Here is an 18,205-nt window from a genome sequence, read left to right as displayed (position 1 = left end):
AGACTTAGTTGCTAGTGTTTAACGGGTTAGTGGCACAGCACATACTCTGTTAACAATATAAATAGTAACCGTTCCATTAGAAAAGTTAATAAAGGAATATATTATGTTGTCAATTTTAGGCAAACATTTAAGCATGCCATTCTTATCAAGAAGCCTATTTATTTGTATTTTAGGCTCAATATCTTTTGAATCACTCTCTCAGATAGATGCAGAAACGCAAGAAAAAATAGAGCAATGTCGTCAGGAATCTGAAGATTGTCGTAATCTGGATAGTTATGTGGATGACGGAAGAACGTGCAACCAAAAACTGCATTCCTGTATGTTTAGGGCTGGTTTTGGGTTGGCCGAAGAGCCCATTGAAGTAATAACAGTCGAAAGGCAACGAATTGTACACGATTATTCCCACACGTTAGACGGACTAAGTATGAGCTTAGGACATAATTCAGACGATTTTGACCAAAGTGGCCAAGAGAGTAATAGTGAATCAGGTGCGAGCGAAGAATCAAAGCCAAAGCCAAAGCAAAAAGATTCAACGACGGATTGTCCGGTAGTTATTAGATCAGGTACTAAAGTAATTCAGGATACGGACTTTAAAGGGCAAAATGAATTTCCCTTACATATAACACGTCACTATAACTCCAACTCTTACTTTGGCGGCTCTATTTTTGGCGCTAATTGGAACAGTATGCTAGATACTAAGTTGCGTATCTCGTATCTGCCAGACACCGCATCTTGTATTGCTGAAAATGGATTGGGCTTTCCGAGCTCGTGCACTTTATCCAATGACATACCACCTCAAGTAATTACCTTGTATTTACAAAACGGTGCGAAAAACTTTTACCCTCTTATTCCGTCTGGTGGTGGCACAATTGAACAGAAAAATACTTTGGTCAGTTCCGATGGCGAGCAAATCAAGCGAATAGTGACTATTAGTAATGGCTCTGTATCGGCTGTTGGTGGCTTTACTTACAATGCAAATAACGGAACGATATATACGTTTACAAAATACGGTCAAGTTTCCAAGATTGAGAATATCAATGGTATCAGTTGGACGTTTGATTATGAGCATGTTTCAGGCGCCGATTATCTCAAATCAGTGACACATAGTTCAGGCGAACAACTCACCTTTACATTCAATGAATCAGGGCTCGCTATCAAGCTTCCTAATCGTCACAATATTATTTATGCGGATGTGTTGCGGGACGATTATTATACAGGTACTGAGCAGGAGTTAGCCGCGGAAGTATTCACCAGCACGGTCCATTTCTCTAGCTTGGCAAATGACACGCTTGAATACACATATAAGGCTAAAGGTTTAACTGAGGACACAAGTATTGTTGGTTATTTACTCACAAGTATCTCAATGGGGGGAGAGCAATGGGGTGATTATCAATATTACAGCGATGGTAAAGTAAGCAGTAGTGGCTTAGTAAATGGCATTAATCAAAAGTCGTTTACTTATACCTCCTTCTCTACAAGCGTTACTAACGCAAGGGGAGCAGTGCAGACCTATACTTATGATGAAAAAGGGCAATTAGAAGGTGTTACACACCCATCTACATCCGTGTGCCCAGCAGCGGCAAGGAGTTACTCCACTGGTGCAGACGGTCGTATTAAGCAAGAGCAGAATGAGGATGGTTCATACACGGTATACTCATATTATGACGCCTCTGGTTCAGAAGATTATGGTAATATGAAATATAAATATGAAAAAGGAGTCACGCATGAATACATTTGGGATCAATATGATAGGTTGACGAAGGTAAACATTTGGGATGGTGCAGTAGAGTCCGCTCTATGTGTCGATGTTAGTTGCCCAATTCCTAGGTCAGTTCCTGCTTTAGTGTACGATTACGTTTACGATAGTTCAACCGCATATCGGAATCGTATTCGAACAATAAAATCTAAAGCACTTAAATATGCTAGCAACACATATGAGCCAGAAAGATATACAACATACTCTTATCTTTTTCACCCTAACAATTTACCTAGTAAAATCACCATTGATGCATCAAGTGGTGCAGGCGCTGCAACGACACTAGAATATGACTCACAGGGTAGACTCACAAAAACGACTGATGCAGAGGATAATGTTTCGACTTTTACATATCCGAATGGCTATTCAAATGACAACACATTCACGGATGCAAACGGTAATAAAAGAGACATGACATTTGATGCTAAAGGCAGATTAAAGAGTATCAAACGTAATGATAATGATTGGAGTACTACTTCGTATACCTATACGGCGGCCAATGAAATCAAGAGCGTGACATATGGTAATGTAACCCAATTAAACAACTACTATGATACAGCCCAGCGCCTAATAGGGAGTATAGATTCGGCTGGTAAGTCAGTTTCTTATAGCTATGATTTACTAAATAACGTAGAAACAATACAGGTAGGCTATGGCTTAACAGGGTGTACGTCGGGTATCTGTACCCCTACTCAACTCTCATATTATTCCAGTGCCCTTCAGTATGACGAACTTGGATTATTAGAAAGCAAATATGGCGTAAATGAGCAAAAAGTTAACTATCTATACAACAGTAAGAAGCAGCTTATGTCACAAACTGACGCACTAGGGCGCGAAATTAGTTATCTATACAATGATTTTGGGCAACTTGAGAGTGTCACAAACGCTGAAAACGAAACTGTTAGTTATCTGCATGATTCATTGGGATATATACAGCAAGTAACCGATGCGCGTGGGCAAACAACGATATACCACAGAAATGGATATGGCGAAGTGACAACACTTATCAGCCCCACCACAGGTACTACAACCCAAACATATAACCAATATGGCTTGCCGTGGGTACAAACGGACGATAGTGGAAACACAAAAACCAGCTTGTATGACGGACTTGGTCGCATTACATCATTTACTTATGGCACCGAGAGCTTGGTAGATTCATTCTATTATGATGGAGATAAGCCTAGTACAACGGCTTGCTATAATGGTAACGGGAGGCTGTGTGGTATTAGCGATACCTCTGGGCACACAACTTATAGCTACAACACAAAGGGCTTATTAACTGAGCAAACCACTAATATAAAAGGCATAAATTATACAATCACTAATTATGTCGACTATAACAGCATTGACACTCCCTCAAACTATAATATTAAGCGCACCGTATACTCTAGTGGTGGCGTGCAATTGCGTTATCACTATGTCCAAAACCAAGTGGATACAATCAATGGTATTGATGTAAAAATAGGCAGCAATTGGCAAGCACTATTAACTGTGACTCCAAACGTGTCGGAAAATCACTTTCTTTTTGGCAATGGAGAGCTTCGTAAAGTGAGCTTTGATTTAGACGGCCGCACAACCAAAATCAAAAATGGCAACACGTATGTAAAAGACTACTACTATAAAAATAAGCTCAATTTAATAAGTGATATCGAATACTATCAATATGATAAATCTTACTTCGACTATGATGATGCAGATAGACTGATCACATACAGTAGTGGTACTACAACCGAAGATTTTGGTTATGATAAAAACAGTAATCGTAAAAATTATAGCACCACTAACCTAAATGGCAGTGTATTACGCGAATATAAGTATGACCAATTGGGTAATATGCTCAGTCGAAGTGGCAACACGCTTAATGGTAATAAAGCTTTCACCGCAAGCTATGATAGTCGCGGGCGTCTAACCTCTTTGACGCCTAAAGGCGGAAATACCGTTCTTTACTATTACAACGCGAAGAACCAGCGCGTGCTAAAAGTGAGTGATGCTGGCTCAACACGTTACCTGTACAACGCCGCTGGTCAATTAGTGGCAGAAACTGCGCCCAACTCTAATACGTTATCAATATTTTATATTTACTTTAACAATCAACTAGTGGGCTTGGTTAAAAACTCACAGTTGTACTATGTTCATAATGACCATTTAGGCCGTCCAGAGTTTATCACTAATGGTGCAAAAAATATTGTGTGGCGCGCCAAATTGAATGCTTTTGACCGCAGCGTGGCATTTAGTAGTATTGGTGAGTTTAATATTGGTTTTCCGGGCCAGTATTATGATAAAGAAAGTGGCCTTTGGTATAACATTAATCGTTATTACGACCCAGAAACGGGACGATATATCACCAGTGACCCAATTGGGTTGGCTGGTGGGATCAATACATATACGTATGTTGGTGGTAATCCTGTTACTTGGATTGACACTGATGGACTAAGAGGGATACCTGCTCGTCCAAATTTTGTTACGCCGGGTCGAGAGTCAGCTTGGCCGTCGAGAGATACAGGTTGGACTCACCACAATCAGATAGAGCATTGGAATGCTAATCGAGATGCACTCGCAAGAGCTTTCAAGCAATCACAAATGGCACAGGAGCTATATCAAGCTGATGGGTTGAAGCAGTTTAAAACTTGTTATTGTGATTCAGTCCCAATTAGTAAATTGGGACCTATTGAGAATAAGCCCACAGGATCAAACCAATGTACTACCTATGATCTAGATGGCAACGGTACAGATGATTTAACTGGCACTGCAGCAAAAGGTTGTACTTGCAAAAACTACTATCAATAGTAGCTAATCAATTAAATTAATTAAATGGCTTTATCATGATTAGAAAAATTGGTTTCGCAATTGTTACGATATTCTTCCTTGGACTATATATTGTCTTAGCTTTAGAAGTATTTTCGGGAAACAATAGCAGTACCTACTCAAAAAATGAGTTTATGTTTGGTAGTTTTTCGCTACTAGGAAGTTTCATTTTTATGAGTATTATATTGATGATTGTTTGCAATTATTTAATTGATAAACACTTCAAAGTTAAAAACAAAAAAACAAAAAAAGGAAAAAAGTAATGATTCAAGCTTATAAAAAAGCAGTTTTATTCTTAATCATCATTTATACAACCTATATATTTCTCCCGTTAGCATGGCCTTACCTATATCGTGAACAAACAGTATCTTTTCTTGGATTGGCTGGACTTGAGGCGCAACTCCCCCTCCCTGAAAGTTTTAATTATGTAATTCCATGTTTGTATCTTGTTTGCTGTTTTGGGTTATATAGCTTTTTTAATAGTGCAAGAGTTGGATTTGTTATACTTATTATTTGTAATTTGACCGTAGGTTCTTTCGGATTGGGATACTCTGCCTCAGCTTTTTTAGATACAGCTTTAGGCTACTTTATATCTTTATTAGAAGGGGGGATTTTAGTAATGTCTTATGTTACAAGCGCTGCTGAAGAGTTTAAAAAGAGAAACTTAGGAACGAAAATGTGATGGTCAAATTATTTTGTTGTTTACGAAAATAACGTCATGCTTTTTGCCAAGGAAAATATTGTGTGGCGCGCCAAATTGAATGCTTTTGACCGCAGCGTGGCATTTAGTAGTATTGGTGAGTTTAATATTGGTTTTCCGGGCCAGTATTATGATAAAGAAAGTGGCCTTTGGTACAACATCAATCGATATTACGACGCAGAAACGGGACGATATATCACCAGTGACCCAATTGGGTTGGCTGGTGGGATAAATACGTATGCTTATGTTGGGGGGAATCCGATAAGTTTCATAGACCCAAGTGGCTTATGCCCATGTGGCTTACCAAGCACTTTATTAAGCAATGCTCGAAATGATAGCAGAGACTGGAGTAAGAGCGCAGATCGCAGCGATGTTAATAGTTCTTTTGGGAAAGGAACTTATAAATGTAACCTGTATGCAGATACTTCATATGAGTCATCTGGTTATAAGTTGCCAAATGTTGGTGGTAGCTGGTTGTCAGCCTTATTCGGACGTTTCCCTCCAGGAGCACAAAGTCTATCTGATCAGAGCTATGCCCTTTCAGGTTGGCCTGTGGTTAGTGGCCCAGCTCAAGTGGGAGACCTCGTTGCATTTGGTGGTCATGTCGGAATTGCAACAAGCTCAAGCACGACCATTTCTGCTTCACCATCTGGTCTTGTTGAAAACGATTGGGGATTCAGGCAGGGTCAGAACTCTGTTATTAGGAGGTGTTCATGCAACTAATTAAATTGTTAGTTTTTGGGATATTGCTACTTGCTGCATCATCAATTACTTATTTTGTGACAAAAAAATCGTATTACGAACAAGGGCTATCCGTTGGTAAATTGAACGCTTCTTATGATGCTTTCTTGAAAATGAAAGAGCATATGCCAAATTGCTACGATAATAATTACGATAGTAATAAAAAGGTATTGCAGATTAAAACATCTGAGGTTTACGCAATCGAACACGGAAAATTCTGCTATTTCGATTAGTGTCAGTTTGATCTGATCCAATACTTTTGGACACCACGCTAAGTGAGTAAAATGACTTAACGAGGTGAATATGACAACTAAAAAGATCCGCAAGACTTACACCGCTGAATTTAAAGCAGAAGCCCTGAAACTAGCCGAACGAGTTGGTGTTGCTGAAGCGGCTAGGCAACTTAAAATCTATGAATCGCAACTCTATAGCTGGCGAACTGCCACTGTGAAAAAGTCCACAATAAGCCAACGCGAATCCGAGCTTGCAGCTGAAGTTGCTAAGTTAAAACGCCAATTGGCTGATCAAGCCGAGGATTTAGCCATCCTAAAAAAGGCGGCCACCTACTTCGCGAAGAATCAAAAATAAGCCGATTCGAATTTATGCTAGAACATCAGCACCAGTTTCGCCTAAAGTCAATGGCGACTGTGCTTGGTGTGACGCGAAGTGGGTATTATGCGTGGCGAAAGTCAAGCAAAGAGCCGAGTGCGCGATTACTCAAACAGCAAAGCCGTGATGAGCAAATCAAAGCTCTTTTTGTCCAGAGCAAAGAACGCTCGGGCGCTCGACGTATTCAAGTCGACCTCGCGGAAGATGGGAATTACGCAGATTTAAAAACGATTATGAACAGCATGAGTAGACAAAATTTAGTGGCAAAAGCAGCACGTAAATTCAAGACAACCACTGACAGCGATCACCAGCTTCCTGTAGCGCCAAACCTGTTGGAGCAGAACTTCGATGCCACAGGCCCTAACCAAAAATGGGTCGGTGATATCACCTATCTGATGACAAGTGAAGGCTGGCTATATCTGGCAGTGATTATCGATTTGTATTCACGTACTGTCATTGGCTGGTCGATGAGTAATCGAATGACGGCTCAGTTGGCTTGTGACGCGTTGACTATGGCGCTGTATCGTCGTGGTTTTCCAAAAAAAGTAATCGTTCATAGTGATAGGGGCAGCCAGTATTGTTCTCATGCGTATCGAGATCTGATTAAAAAACATCAGCTTATCCAAAGCATGAGCCGCAAAGCTTGCTGCTGGGACAACGCTTGTGCAGAGAGTTTCTTCCATTCACTGAAGGTTGAAGCTATTCAGTACGAGCCAATCATGGACCGCGAAACCATGAAACAAGCTGTTTTTGAGTACATTGAAGTTGATTATAACAAAACAAGAAGGCATAGTTCACTCGGCTATTTAAGCCCAGAGAATTTTGAATTGAAAAATAATGCTTAGTTAAGTGTCCAGAGTTAGCGGATCAGATCAGTTTGATCTTTTAAATTTATAGTGGCACTAAAATTAGTTTATTAAGATGTTGATACCAAAAGCCAGCGCTGCTGGCTTTTCGTTTGTGTTGTTTACGAAAATAACGTAACCGTCGGCTAAACCACACATTTTAATCAGTTTACAACCGAACTAATCTAATCGCTCAATTTATTTTGGAGATTAGATATGCCACAACGTACTCGAGAACAATGGTTTGAACTGATTAGGGCACAACACTATTCGCAATAAGGAGGACTAATGAAGATTGGGTTTAAAGATAAGAATACGAATGTTATATGCTTTTTGGCTTTATCTTCAGTTTTGTTTTGTTCTTTATTAGCATTTAAAGTATATATTCAAAGCAAAGAAATTTTAGAACATTTGTACAAATTATCTAATCCCGAGGAAATAGAGCAAGACAAAGCTTTATTTAAGATGTTGGGATATAAAGATGATGGTTCTGTAGCGATAATGCGAATTGAGTCCTTAATTGATGTACTTGATGTCTCCAAAACACATATAGATAATCTTCAATTTTATATGGCACTATTATGTTTAAGTTCTTTTGTTGGTGGAATCCTGTTTGTTTATTTTATTCGGACGGCTATTAAGGTGGAACGTTCAATTAACAATGCAAGTGGCGATTAAGGTCTCTTTCAGGGCTGAATAGCTAAAACATAAAGCCTCGCCAGTTGAGACTTTTTTATGCCTGTTTTTGCAAAACTATTGATAATAATCATAAGTTTAAAGATGGTGGTGATTTGGTAAAAATCGCGGGATCGTTCGATGGAAGTGAGATAAATTACAATCATAACAATTTTCAACTCGGCCAAATTGCTATTATAGTTGTTGAGTGCTTCTTATAGATCAATTGGGTTTCAATAAAAAAGAGAATAAGGCGTTTAACATTTTTAAAATGATGGTACAAAAAACCAGCAAAGCCAGATTAATCCTTGTCTCATAGCCGATTGTATGCTATTTATACACCCTCTGAAGCAAATTAACTTTTTGCAGGTCCGAATTTAAGATGAATTTCCGTATTATAATTGAATTAGTTGTCGTCAGCGTGGTGGTGCTACTCACTTCATCGCGGGGAGATGGCTCGGTTTAATTATAATAAAACTGGCTAAACACAACCCCCGCGTCGCAAGATTCGGGGGTTTTTTGTTTTAAGTCATAAACGACAGATAAAGGGTAAGTTATGACCGGCGCTGAACTGGTTTTAAAAGTTTTACAACAGCATGGCATTAAACATATTTTTGGTTATCCGGGTGGAGCCATTATGCCAATCTACGATGCGCTCTACGATTCAGACGTGCAGCATTTTTTATGTCGCCATGAACAAGGCGCCGCCTTCTCAGCGATTGGCTATGCACGCTCAACCGGCACAGTCGGTGTTTGTATGGCAACATCAGGCCCTGGGGCGACAAATTTAGTCACAGGCTTAGCCGATGCAATGATGGATTCTGTACCCGTTGTTGCTATCACTGGTCAGGTTTTCAGCAGTCTGATCGGCACTGATGCGTTTCAGGAAATGGACGTATTAGGTATGTCGCTGTCTATCACCAAACATAGCTTTTTAGTACAAAGTTTAGATGAATTAGCCGATGTGTTACACCAAGCTTTTGAATTGGCACAATCAGGTCGTCCCGGCCCTGTATTGGTTGATATTCCTAAAGATATCCAAATTGGCAGTGTCGACTTTGAACCTTACCCTATTGCGCAGCGGGAATTTCCAACCCCTTCACAAGATGACATTGCGCAAGCCCGCGATATGATTGGTGCGGCGCAAAAACCGTTATTTTATGTTGGTGGCGGCGTTGGCGCAGCAGATGCCATCAACGAAATGCAGGACTTACTGGAATATACACAAATTCCAGCGATTTCCACCTTAAAAGCGTTAGGTACAGTGCCCACTGAATACCCTTACAATTTGGGGTTTGTTGGTATGCACGGTAATCAAGCGGCAAACCTTGCAGTACAAGAATGTGATTTGTTAATTTGTACCGGTGCACGTTTTGATGACAGGGTAACAGGTAAACTAGATACTTTTGCACCACATGCTAAAGTCATTCATTTAGACATTGATCCGGCAGAAATTAGCAAATTACGTAAAGCAGATGTGTCTATTTTAGCGAACTTTAAAAAATTATTGCCCGAGTTAAAAGTTGCGCCGCATACGCCGGAGTGGTTAGCGCGCGCCAGTGGATTAATTGCAGAATACGCATGGCGTTATGATTATCCGGGTGAACAAATTTATGCACCGCGGTTATTAAATCAACTGAGTAAAACTTTACCGCACGATCATGTGGTCAGTTGTGATGTAGGCCAGCATCAAATGTGGGTCGCACAGCATATGTTATTTACCTCACCACGTAATCACTTATCCAGCGGTGGTGCAGGTACCATGGGATTTGGTTTGCCAGTCGCCATTGGTGCTCAGGTTGCTCGACCTGACAGTGTATCTGTGGTGGTGTCTGGTGACGGTTCTTTTATGATGAATGTTCAAGAACTAGGTACCATTAAACGCTTTAATTTGCCGGTTAAAATTGTTCTGTTAGACAACCAGCGATTAGGCATGGTTAAACAATGGCAAGAATTATTTTTTGAAGAGCGTTACTCTGAGACAAATTTAAGCGATAATCCAGATTTTGTAACCTTAGCCAAAGCATTTGATATTCCAGCTTTGTCTATAGATAAAGCAGATCAGGTCGATAACGCACTGCAAACCATGATTAACAGTGACGGTCCTTTCCTGTTACATGTACAAATTGACGACAAAGAAAATGTATGGCCATTAGTGCCGCCGGGTAAAGCAAACGACGATATGTTGGAGGGTAACAACACATGACACACACTATCAATTTAACCGCTCAGTCTCGACCAGAAGTTATGGAACGTGTGTTACGCGTCGTCCGCCATCGTGGTTTTGCTTTAAACAGCGTCGAAATGAATAATTGCACAACAAGCAATACGCTTTCTATCAAGTTAACGGTAAGCGGTGAACGCCCGATTAGCAATTTAGAGAATCAACTTAAAAAATTATACGATGTTTCGCAGCTAGAGCTCTGTCAAACTCAAGGCATGAACGAATCAGCCGTAGCAATGAACGCATAACTCAGGATAACGAATAATGAGCAATACAAATTTTCCAGAATTAATTTGGTACAACGGCAAAATCATCCCATGGCAAGAAGCAACTGTGCATATTGTTTGCCATGCAATTCATTATGGTTCTTCTGTGTTTGAAGGCGTACGTTGTTACGACACCCCAAAAGGGCCTGCAATTTTCCGTTTGCAGGAACACACGCGTCGTTTATTTGATTCCGCTAAAATATATCGCTTTGAAATTCCATTTACAGCGGAAGAGATTAACCAAGGCTGTAAAGACATTGTCAAAGACAACAACTTAAAAAGCGCTTATTTAAGACCGTTTGCCTTTATGGGTGCACATAACCTAGGTTTAAATCCACCTAAGGTACCATTAGAGACCTCTATTATTGCATTAAACTGGGGTTCGTATTTAGGTGAAGAAAGTTTAGAGCAAGGTGTAGATGCGGCAATTACTTCTTGGAACCGTCTTGCACCTAATACTATGCCAACGGGCGCCAAGGCCGGCGGTAACTATCTTTCTTCTATCTTAATTACCACTGAAGCCAAACGTCATGGTTATGTAGAAGGTATAGGCTTAGATAGCAATGGTTGCATTTCAGAAGGTGCAGGTGAGAACATATTTGTTATTCGTGACGGAGTTATCAACACGCCACCATTAACCAGCGGCATATTGCCGGGTATTACACGCAGTACAATTATGACGCTTGCAAAAGAAATGGGCTACACAGTTAATGAACAAGCAATGCCACGTGAAGCTTTATATTTAGCAGATGAAGTCTTTATGTGTGGTACAGCAGCAGAAGTTGTACCTGTGCGCAGCGTCGACCAAATAAAAGTAGGTGATGGTACGCGTGGCCCAATCACTGAAGCGATTCAAAAAGCCTATTTTGGTTTATTTAATGGCACTACAGAAGATAAGTGGGGCTGGTTGAGTTATATCAACGATTAATAGCAAGCGTTTAAATACTAATACATTACTAATACATTGCTAGTACAAGAACAAACGAGGTTAGGACATGTCTAAGTTATACAAAGATGAGAGGTGTCCCTCAAAATACAGCTAGAGAATTCTAGCGACTCGTTAATTATTATTAAATTTGAGAAAAGCAGGCACTCGCCTGCTTTTGCATTTCAAAAGAAATGCAAAAAAGACATAGAATTGGAGACGATTATGCCAAAACTTAGATCAGCAACAACAACCCAAGGCCGTAATATGGCGGGTGCTCGTGCACTATGGCGTGCGACCGGCATGAAAGATGAAGATTTTAGCAAACCGATTATTGCAGTCGCCAACTCTTTTACCCAATTTGTACCGGGTCATGTACATTTAAAAGACATGGGCCAATTAGTGGCTCGTAGTATCGAAGCCGCAGGTGGTGTCGCCAAAGAATTTAACACTATTGCCGTGGATGACGGTATCGCAATGGGTCACGGTGGTATGTTATACAGCTTGCCATCACGCGATTTAATTGCCGATTCAGTTGAATACATGGTCAACGCACACTGTGCGGATGCAATTGTTTGTATTTCTAACTGTGACAAGATCACCCCAGGTATGTTAATGGCTGCGATGCGCCTGAATGTTCCTGTCGTTTTTGTTTCAGGTGGCCCGATGGAAGCGGGTAAAACTAAACTGTCTGATCAAATCATCAAACTCGATTTAGTCGATGCAATGATTCAAGGCGCTGATCCAACCGTTTCAGATGAACAAAGTGATGAAGTAGAACGTTCTGCCTGCCCAACATGTGGTTCATGTTCTGGTATGTTTACCGCGAACTCAATGAACTGTTTAACTGAAGCATTGGGATTATCACTACCGGGTAACGGTTCATTATTAGCCACACATGCCGATCGCGAACGTTTATTTAAACAAGCCGGTAGCCGTATTGTTGAGTTATGTAAACAGTATTACTTTGAAGATGATGACTCTATTTTACCGCGCAATATTGCAACACGCGAAGCGTTTGAAAATGCAATGGCATTAGATATTGCAATGGGGGGTTCAACCAACACTGTATTGCACCTACTAGCCGCAGCACAGGAAGGTGGAGTTGATTTTGACATGAACGCCATCGATCAAATGTCTCGCCGAGTGCCTAACTTGAGTAAAGTAGCGCCTGCTACACAAAAGTATCATATGGAAGATGTACACAGAGCCGGCGGTGTTATGGGCTTATTAGGAGAATTAGACCGCGCCGGTTTAATTAACCGTAATGTAAACCACATTTTAGGTGGCAAACTACCCGATGTACTGGCGAAATGGGACATCATGGTCACTGAAGATGAAGCGGTTAAAACCTTCTTTTCTGCCGGACCTGCCGGTATTCGAACAACTAAAGCCTTCTCACAAGATTGCCGTTGGCCATCGCTGGATGACGATCGCCAAAATGGTTGTATTCGTAGCAAAGAACATGCTTATAGCCAAGACGGTGGTTTAGCGGTATTAGAAGGGAATATCGCAATCGATGGTTGTATTGTTAAAACCGCCGGTGTCGACGAAGAAATTCTTAAATTCAGTGGTCCTGCTGTAGTCTTTGAAAGTCAGGAAGATGCTGTTGAAGGTATTCTAGGTGACAAAGTTAAAGCCGGTGATGTCGTTGTTATACGTTACGAAGGACCAAAAGGTGGTCCGGGCATGCAAGAAATGTTATATCCAACAACCTTCTTAAAATCAAAAGGTTTAGGTAAGCAATGTGCACTCATCACAGATGGTCGTTTTTCTGGTGGGACATCGGGTTTGTCAATCGGTCACGTATCGCCTGAAGCAGCCAGTGGCGGCACAATCGGTTTAGTCAAAGACGGTGATATTATCGCCATCGACATCCCAAATCGTACAATCGATTTAAAAGTAGATGCCGAAGAACTTGCAACTCGCCGGGTTGAACAAGATAAAAAAGGCTGGAAACCAGTTGACCGTCAGCGTGAAGTATCATTTGCGTTGAAAACTTTCGCTATGTTTGCAACCAGTGCCGATAAAGGTGCGGTGCGCGATCGCAGCAAATTAGAAGATTAAATCAATTATGAGTGAAGACAAAACAGCTCAGCATCCAAGTGCGCAGGAATACCTGCGCAAAATATTGGTCGCCCCTGTTTATGATGTCGCGAAAAATACCGACCTCAATTATATGGGGTCGCTATCAGACAGATTGCAACACGACGTTTGGCTTAAACGAGAAGACCAGCAACCGGTCAAATCATTTAAACTGCGTGGTGCTTACAACAAAATTGCCAACTTGTCTGCCGATGCGAAACAGCGTGGTGTAATTACCGCATCAGCAGGCAACCATGCGCAAGGCGTGGCTTTATCTGCCAATAAAATGCAAGTTAAAGCAACTATCGTGATGCCAGAAACGACGCCGGATATTAAAGTAGATGCGGTTCGAAATTTTGGTGGTGAATGGGTTGATATCATATTAATTGGTCGCAGCTTTGATGTTGCCAGTGGACATGCGCAAAAACTGGCTGCAGAAAACGGTTATACCTATGTGCCGCCCTTCGATGATCAAGATGTTATTGCCGGCCAAGGTACCATTGCCAAAGAGCTGTTTGATGCTAAACGCGATTTAGACATGGTCTTTGTTGCTGTTGGTGGGGGCGGTTTGGCTGCAGGCATTGCTGTTTATCTAAAACAGTTAAAACCTAATGTTAAAATTATTGCAGTTGAGTCAGACGAGTCCGCCTGTCTTAAAAAAGCACTGGACAGCGGTCAGCGAGAACCATTAGATAAAGTCGGCATATTTGCCGATGGTGTCGCCGTCCGTATTATTGGTGAAGAAACCTTTAGGTTATGCCAGCAATACGTAGATGATGTAATCACTGTCTCCAGTGATGAAATTTGTGCTGCCATTAAAGACACATTTGACGATACGCGAGCGATAGCTGAACCTGCTGGTGCCTTGTCAGTTGCGGGCATAAAAAAATGGCTTAACCTTAATAAACCTGAGAAAAAGCTACAGATTGCCGGCATATTGTGTGGCGCAAACATCAATTTTCATACACTCAGATATGTTTCAGAAAGAGCAGAACTGGGTGAGAAAAAAGAAGCTATTATTGCCGCGACGATTCCTGAAGAAAAAGGCGCATTCCGCAACTTCTGCGAAATTTTAGGTGGCCGCACTATAACCGAGTTTAACTATCGTTACGCGCCGACAGAAAGCGCACATATTTATGTCGGTTTAAAACTGCGTCGCAGTGAAGCAGAATTGCAGGAAGTGTTAGCGGAGTTAAATCAACATAATATCGACTGGTTTGATTTAACCGACAATGAGGTCGCTAAACTTCATGTCAGACACATGGTCGGAGGCAGAGTACAAAACTTAGCCAACGAAAGACTGTTCAGTTTTGTATTTCCTGAGTATCCAGGTGCGTTAATGAGCTTCCTGAACACTTTGGGCATGCAATGGAACATCACCTTGTTTCACTACCGAAACCATAGCGCGGCAAGTGGTATGGTATTGGCCGGGTTTGATGTACCCGAAAATGAATTGGATGATTTTTATCAACATCTAGATCAGATTGGCTATCAATACAAAGACGAAACAAGCAACCCTGCTTATAGTTTTTTCTTGAAAAGCTAATATTCTAATCACTCCCCTATGCATCATATGTCTAGGGGAGATTCAGCTGGTCCTCTCCCCTGCTGGCACAAACTATTTTGATTATTCGGCGTTTTCTTCTACATTAATAGTGTCATTTGTACAAAAAATCAGGGAAAAGATGACCACACTACCTCTTAAAACATTTGCCCGCACTTTACACGCCTGGCAACATCGTCTCGCTTACGCAATCACCGGGTTTGTGCTTTTTAGTGTATCTGTTTGGGGTTATACGATTGCTAAAATCAGTGAGCAGCATGCAGAGCAAGTGCTGTTTACCCTAAGCCATACCGCCGACAATACTGAGCAACAAAGCATCGTCAGCTTACTGGCAAAACATAATGGCATTATCGATATTTATTATCCCAATACGGGGATAAATATCCCTATCCGGCCAAATGTCTGGCTGAACTGGACTCGACTGAGTTCTAAACACCAATTGTCTAATGGTCAAGCAGTACAAATCCGTTATTTGGTGCTTAGTGGCCGACACATCATTTTGCTGACCAGCGCATTATGTTCCTTTTGGTTAATTGCTATGCTCGCAGTTTGGTTTGCTGGCCACAAAACAGAACAAAGAGTCTTTTCACTAGAGCGCAAAGCTCGCCGCTTATATCAAGGACGCAGACCAGAGTCACACCCTAAAAATGAAACCATTTTTGATATACTTGAAAACCTGCTTGATGAACTAACTCAAGCTAGGCAAGAACAAAATAAAGTAGACAAATTTATTCGGGTCCAAACCTTTTTAGATCCACAAACGGGCATCGGCAATCGAGTATTTTTTGAAAACCGTTTGGAAGCGCTGCTCAATATAGAAGAGCAAGTTGAGCAAGGTTCAGTGATTGGCATTAGATTGAACGATTTCGAACGACTAGAAGAAAAAGACGCCACTGCAGCACAAGAACTGATCGGCCAGTTCAGCCAAATCGTTGGACAAAGCCTCAAACGATTCCCAGATGCAATCTTCGCCCGCTATTCAAGACATGATTTTGCTGTTCTGCTGACCAATGTGCCGCTGCGAGATTTGGAACAGCTCTGTAAACACTTATTGCGCTCACTCTCACACATTAGGGTACCCGCGCCGTTAGACCCTGATAGCTTTTATCATATCGGTGTCGCCACCTTTAAAAGTGGTGATCAACTGACACAAGTACTACTAGAAGCGGATATGGCACTGCGCTCTGCACAGTTACAAGGCAGCTCAAACTGGTTTATGTACCAAGAAACGGATCGGGCAAAAACTATGACTATGGGTTCTTTGCAGTGGCGTACATTGATAGAAAAAACCTTAATGCAACAAGGTCTAATATTGTACTTTCAATCAGTGATGCAAACTCAACCCCGGCAAACACACCATCAGGAAGTTTTGGTACGTATGCGCGACAACGACGGAAAAATATTAAAAGCGGGTTTGTTTATGCCAATGGCACATAAATGCGGTTTGGTTAAGCAAATAGATAAGCAAGTTATCAGTAAATTATTTCGCTTGTTTGAGCAAGATAATAATAGTCAGGTCGCCTGCAGCGTAAATTTAAGTGCCGATTCAATTACAGATAAAGAATTCAAAGCTTGGTTTTTAGCGAAGTTGGCTGAACAGCCAGAGCACGCGAAGCGTCTGATAATTGAAATTACTGAGCATATTCTGGTATCCCATTCAGACGAACTTTCATTGTTTTTACAACAACTGGACAAAATTAATGTGCGTATTTTAGTTGATCAGGTCGGTCAATACGTGATTAGCTCCGATTATATAAAAGCGCACCCAGTATCTTATTTAAAATTACATGCAAGCATCGTTCGCAACATTCAAAGCAAAAGTGAAAACCAACTCTTTATTCGCAGTCTGCAGGGAACCTGCGCTTCGACTTCCATTAAAATTTTCGCATTTGGCTTAGAAACAGAAGCCGAATGGCAAACCTTAAAGCGACTTAATGTGTCCGGTGCACAAGGCGAGTTTTTTAATCCGCCGGAAGCCAATTTATTGATGCCAGATAATCATCATTAACACGTTTCATTTGTTTAAAACCATGCCAACCTTGCAAGCCACCGGTATGTAGTAAAATAATTTTGCTACCCGGTGGAAATTTGTCCGCAAGCAACATTTTTTCAAATGCCATACACATCTTCCCTGTATATATGGGATCAAGCGTTACTTGATGAAGCTGATAAAACCGTTGAATATAGCTTAGTAAATCGGGGGAAGATTTAGCAAAACCACCTAGATGAAAATCAGTCATGAGCTGCCAATTATTTTTATCTTTATCTTGCAACATCAGTAATTGCTCAACTTCCGCACGTAAGTAATCCGCCTTTGCTAATGCTGCAACGCCGATCACCTGTTGATGATATTGCACTTTGGCAGCCAACCCTGCCAAAGTCGTGCCACTACCAACAGGGCAGACAATATGCGTAAATTCAAGCGGCACTTCAGTTATTATTTCGCCAACACCTAAAAGCGCTTCTTTTGTTCGACCACCTTCAGGTAAAATTACATAATTTGGATAAACCGCCTGTAATTCACGCCAATAGTCTACTTGATTACGCTTTTTATACGTTTGCCGATCGGCAAAATGTAATTGCATACCTAATTTTTGACAATACGAGAGCGTGCTATTTTGCTCAGATGAGCGCTCCCCCCGAACAATACCGACACTCGGGATACCTCGCTGGTTGCAAGCATACGCCAATGCAACCAGATGATTACTGAACGCCCCGCCAAAACTCAAAACACCAAGATGGCTGTCATGCTGCGCAATAAAATATTTAAGTTTGCGCCATTTATTGCCCGAAATCACAGGATGAATTAAATCATCTCGTTTTAGGTAAACCTCAACAGATTTTTCAACGAACCTTTGATCATCTAACTTTTGTAGCGGGCTGGGTAAAACAAGCTTTTCTAATGGCATGATATGGATTTTTTATTGGCAAAATAGCTATAGTAGTCGATAATTAACGGCAACTTACTGTTTTTATTGCACCAAATGTTGTTCAAAGTCAGCGGAGG

The 18,205-nt window shown here is 41.1% G+C and carries 13 protein-coding genes; 12 read left to right on the top strand and 1 reads right to left on the bottom strand.

The features are described 5' to 3' along the window. Positions 1-103: 103 nt before the first annotated feature. From FNT16_RS07395 to FNT16_RS07340, 12 genes are all read left to right on the top strand, one after another. A complete protein-coding gene (locus tag FNT16_RS07395; RefSeq protein WP_143870989.1) occupies positions 104-4,546 on the top strand; it encodes an RHS repeat-associated core domain-containing protein in 4,443 nt (1,480 codons plus the stop codon). 280 nt (positions 4,547-4,826) lie between these two features. Beyond that, a complete protein-coding gene (locus FNT16_RS07390) occupies positions 4,827-5,246 on the top strand; it encodes a hypothetical protein (protein WP_143870988.1) in 420 nt (139 codons plus the stop codon). A 60-nt stretch (positions 5,247-5,306) separates the two neighbouring features. Beyond that, a complete protein-coding gene (locus FNT16_RS20985; protein ID WP_281281900.1) occupies positions 5,307-5,987 on the top strand; it encodes an RHS repeat-associated core domain-containing protein in 681 nt (226 codons plus the stop codon). After that, entirely contained in the window at positions 5,978-6,238 is a 261-nt protein-coding gene (locus FNT16_RS07380) for a hypothetical protein (RefSeq protein ID WP_143870986.1), read from the top strand. The genes FNT16_RS20985 and FNT16_RS07380 overlap by 10 nt, the downstream gene beginning before the upstream one ends. 70 nt (positions 6,239-6,308) lie before the next feature. Next, positions 6,309-7,459, top strand: a protein-coding gene (locus tag FNT16_RS07375; RefSeq protein WP_143870985.1) for an IS3 family transposase whose coding sequence is annotated in 2 segments (ribosomal slippage) — positions 6,309-6,552 and positions 6,552-7,459 — 1,152 coding nt in all. Because the reading frame shifts where the segments join, the coding sequence is not laid out codon by codon here. A 288-nt stretch (positions 7,460-7,747) separates the two neighbouring features. Next, positions 7,748-8,137, top strand: a complete 390-nt coding sequence (locus tag FNT16_RS07370) for a hypothetical protein (protein WP_143870984.1) — start codon at positions 7,748-7,750, stop codon at positions 8,135-8,137. Positions 8,138-8,690: 553 nt separating this feature from the next. Further along, the gene (gene ilvG, locus FNT16_RS07365; RefSeq protein WP_143870983.1) at positions 8,691-10,340 is read left to right on the top strand and encodes an acetolactate synthase 2 catalytic subunit; all 1,650 of its coding nucleotides are present in this window, start codon (positions 8,691-8,693) and stop codon (positions 10,338-10,340) included. Beyond that, positions 10,337-10,606: an acetolactate synthase 2 small subunit gene (gene ilvM, locus FNT16_RS07360; RefSeq protein ID WP_143870982.1), complete on the top strand. Its 270-nt coding sequence runs from the start codon at positions 10,337-10,339 to the stop codon at positions 10,604-10,606. The genes ilvG and ilvM overlap by 4 nt, the downstream gene beginning before the upstream one ends. A gap of 16 nt (positions 10,607-10,622) precedes the next feature. Continuing rightward, the gene (locus FNT16_RS07355) at positions 10,623-11,552 is read left to right on the top strand and encodes a branched-chain amino acid transaminase (RefSeq protein ID WP_143870981.1); all 930 of its coding nucleotides are present in this window, start codon (positions 10,623-10,625) and stop codon (positions 11,550-11,552) included. Between the two features lie 222 nt (positions 11,553-11,774). Continuing rightward, positions 11,775-13,616 carry a dihydroxy-acid dehydratase gene (ilvD, locus tag FNT16_RS07350; RefSeq protein ID WP_143870980.1) on the top strand — a complete coding sequence of 614 codons (1,842 nt, stop codon included), beginning with the start codon at positions 11,775-11,777 and terminating at the stop codon, positions 13,614-13,616. Between the two features lie 7 nt (positions 13,617-13,623). Then, on the top strand, positions 13,624-15,180 hold the full coding sequence (gene ilvA, locus FNT16_RS07345; protein ID WP_143870979.1) for a threonine ammonia-lyase, biosynthetic: 1,557 nt from the start codon (positions 13,624-13,626) through the stop codon (positions 15,178-15,180). Between the two features lie 139 nt (positions 15,181-15,319). Further along, on the top strand, positions 15,320-17,206 hold the full coding sequence (locus FNT16_RS07340) for an EAL domain-containing protein (RefSeq protein ID WP_143870978.1): 1,887 nt from the start codon (positions 15,320-15,322) through the stop codon (positions 17,204-17,206). Here FNT16_RS07340 and FNT16_RS07335 read toward each other — a convergent pair. Beyond that, positions 17,160-18,107 carry a 1-aminocyclopropane-1-carboxylate deaminase/D-cysteine desulfhydrase gene (locus tag FNT16_RS07335; RefSeq protein ID WP_143870977.1) on the bottom strand — a complete coding sequence of 316 codons (948 nt, stop codon included), beginning with the start codon at positions 18,105-18,107 and terminating at the stop codon, positions 17,160-17,162. The genes FNT16_RS07340 and FNT16_RS07335 overlap by 47 nt on opposite strands. Positions 18,108-18,205: the final 98 nt, after the last annotated feature.

The sequence above is a fragment of the Catenovulum sediminis genome (assembly GCF_007289895.1).
In the GTDB taxonomy this organism is placed as follows: domain Bacteria; phylum Pseudomonadota; class Gammaproteobacteria; order Enterobacterales; family Alteromonadaceae; genus Catenovulum; species Catenovulum sediminis.
Note: the sequence above shows the minus strand (reverse complement) of the source record. Positions and strands in the feature narration are given on the sequence as shown.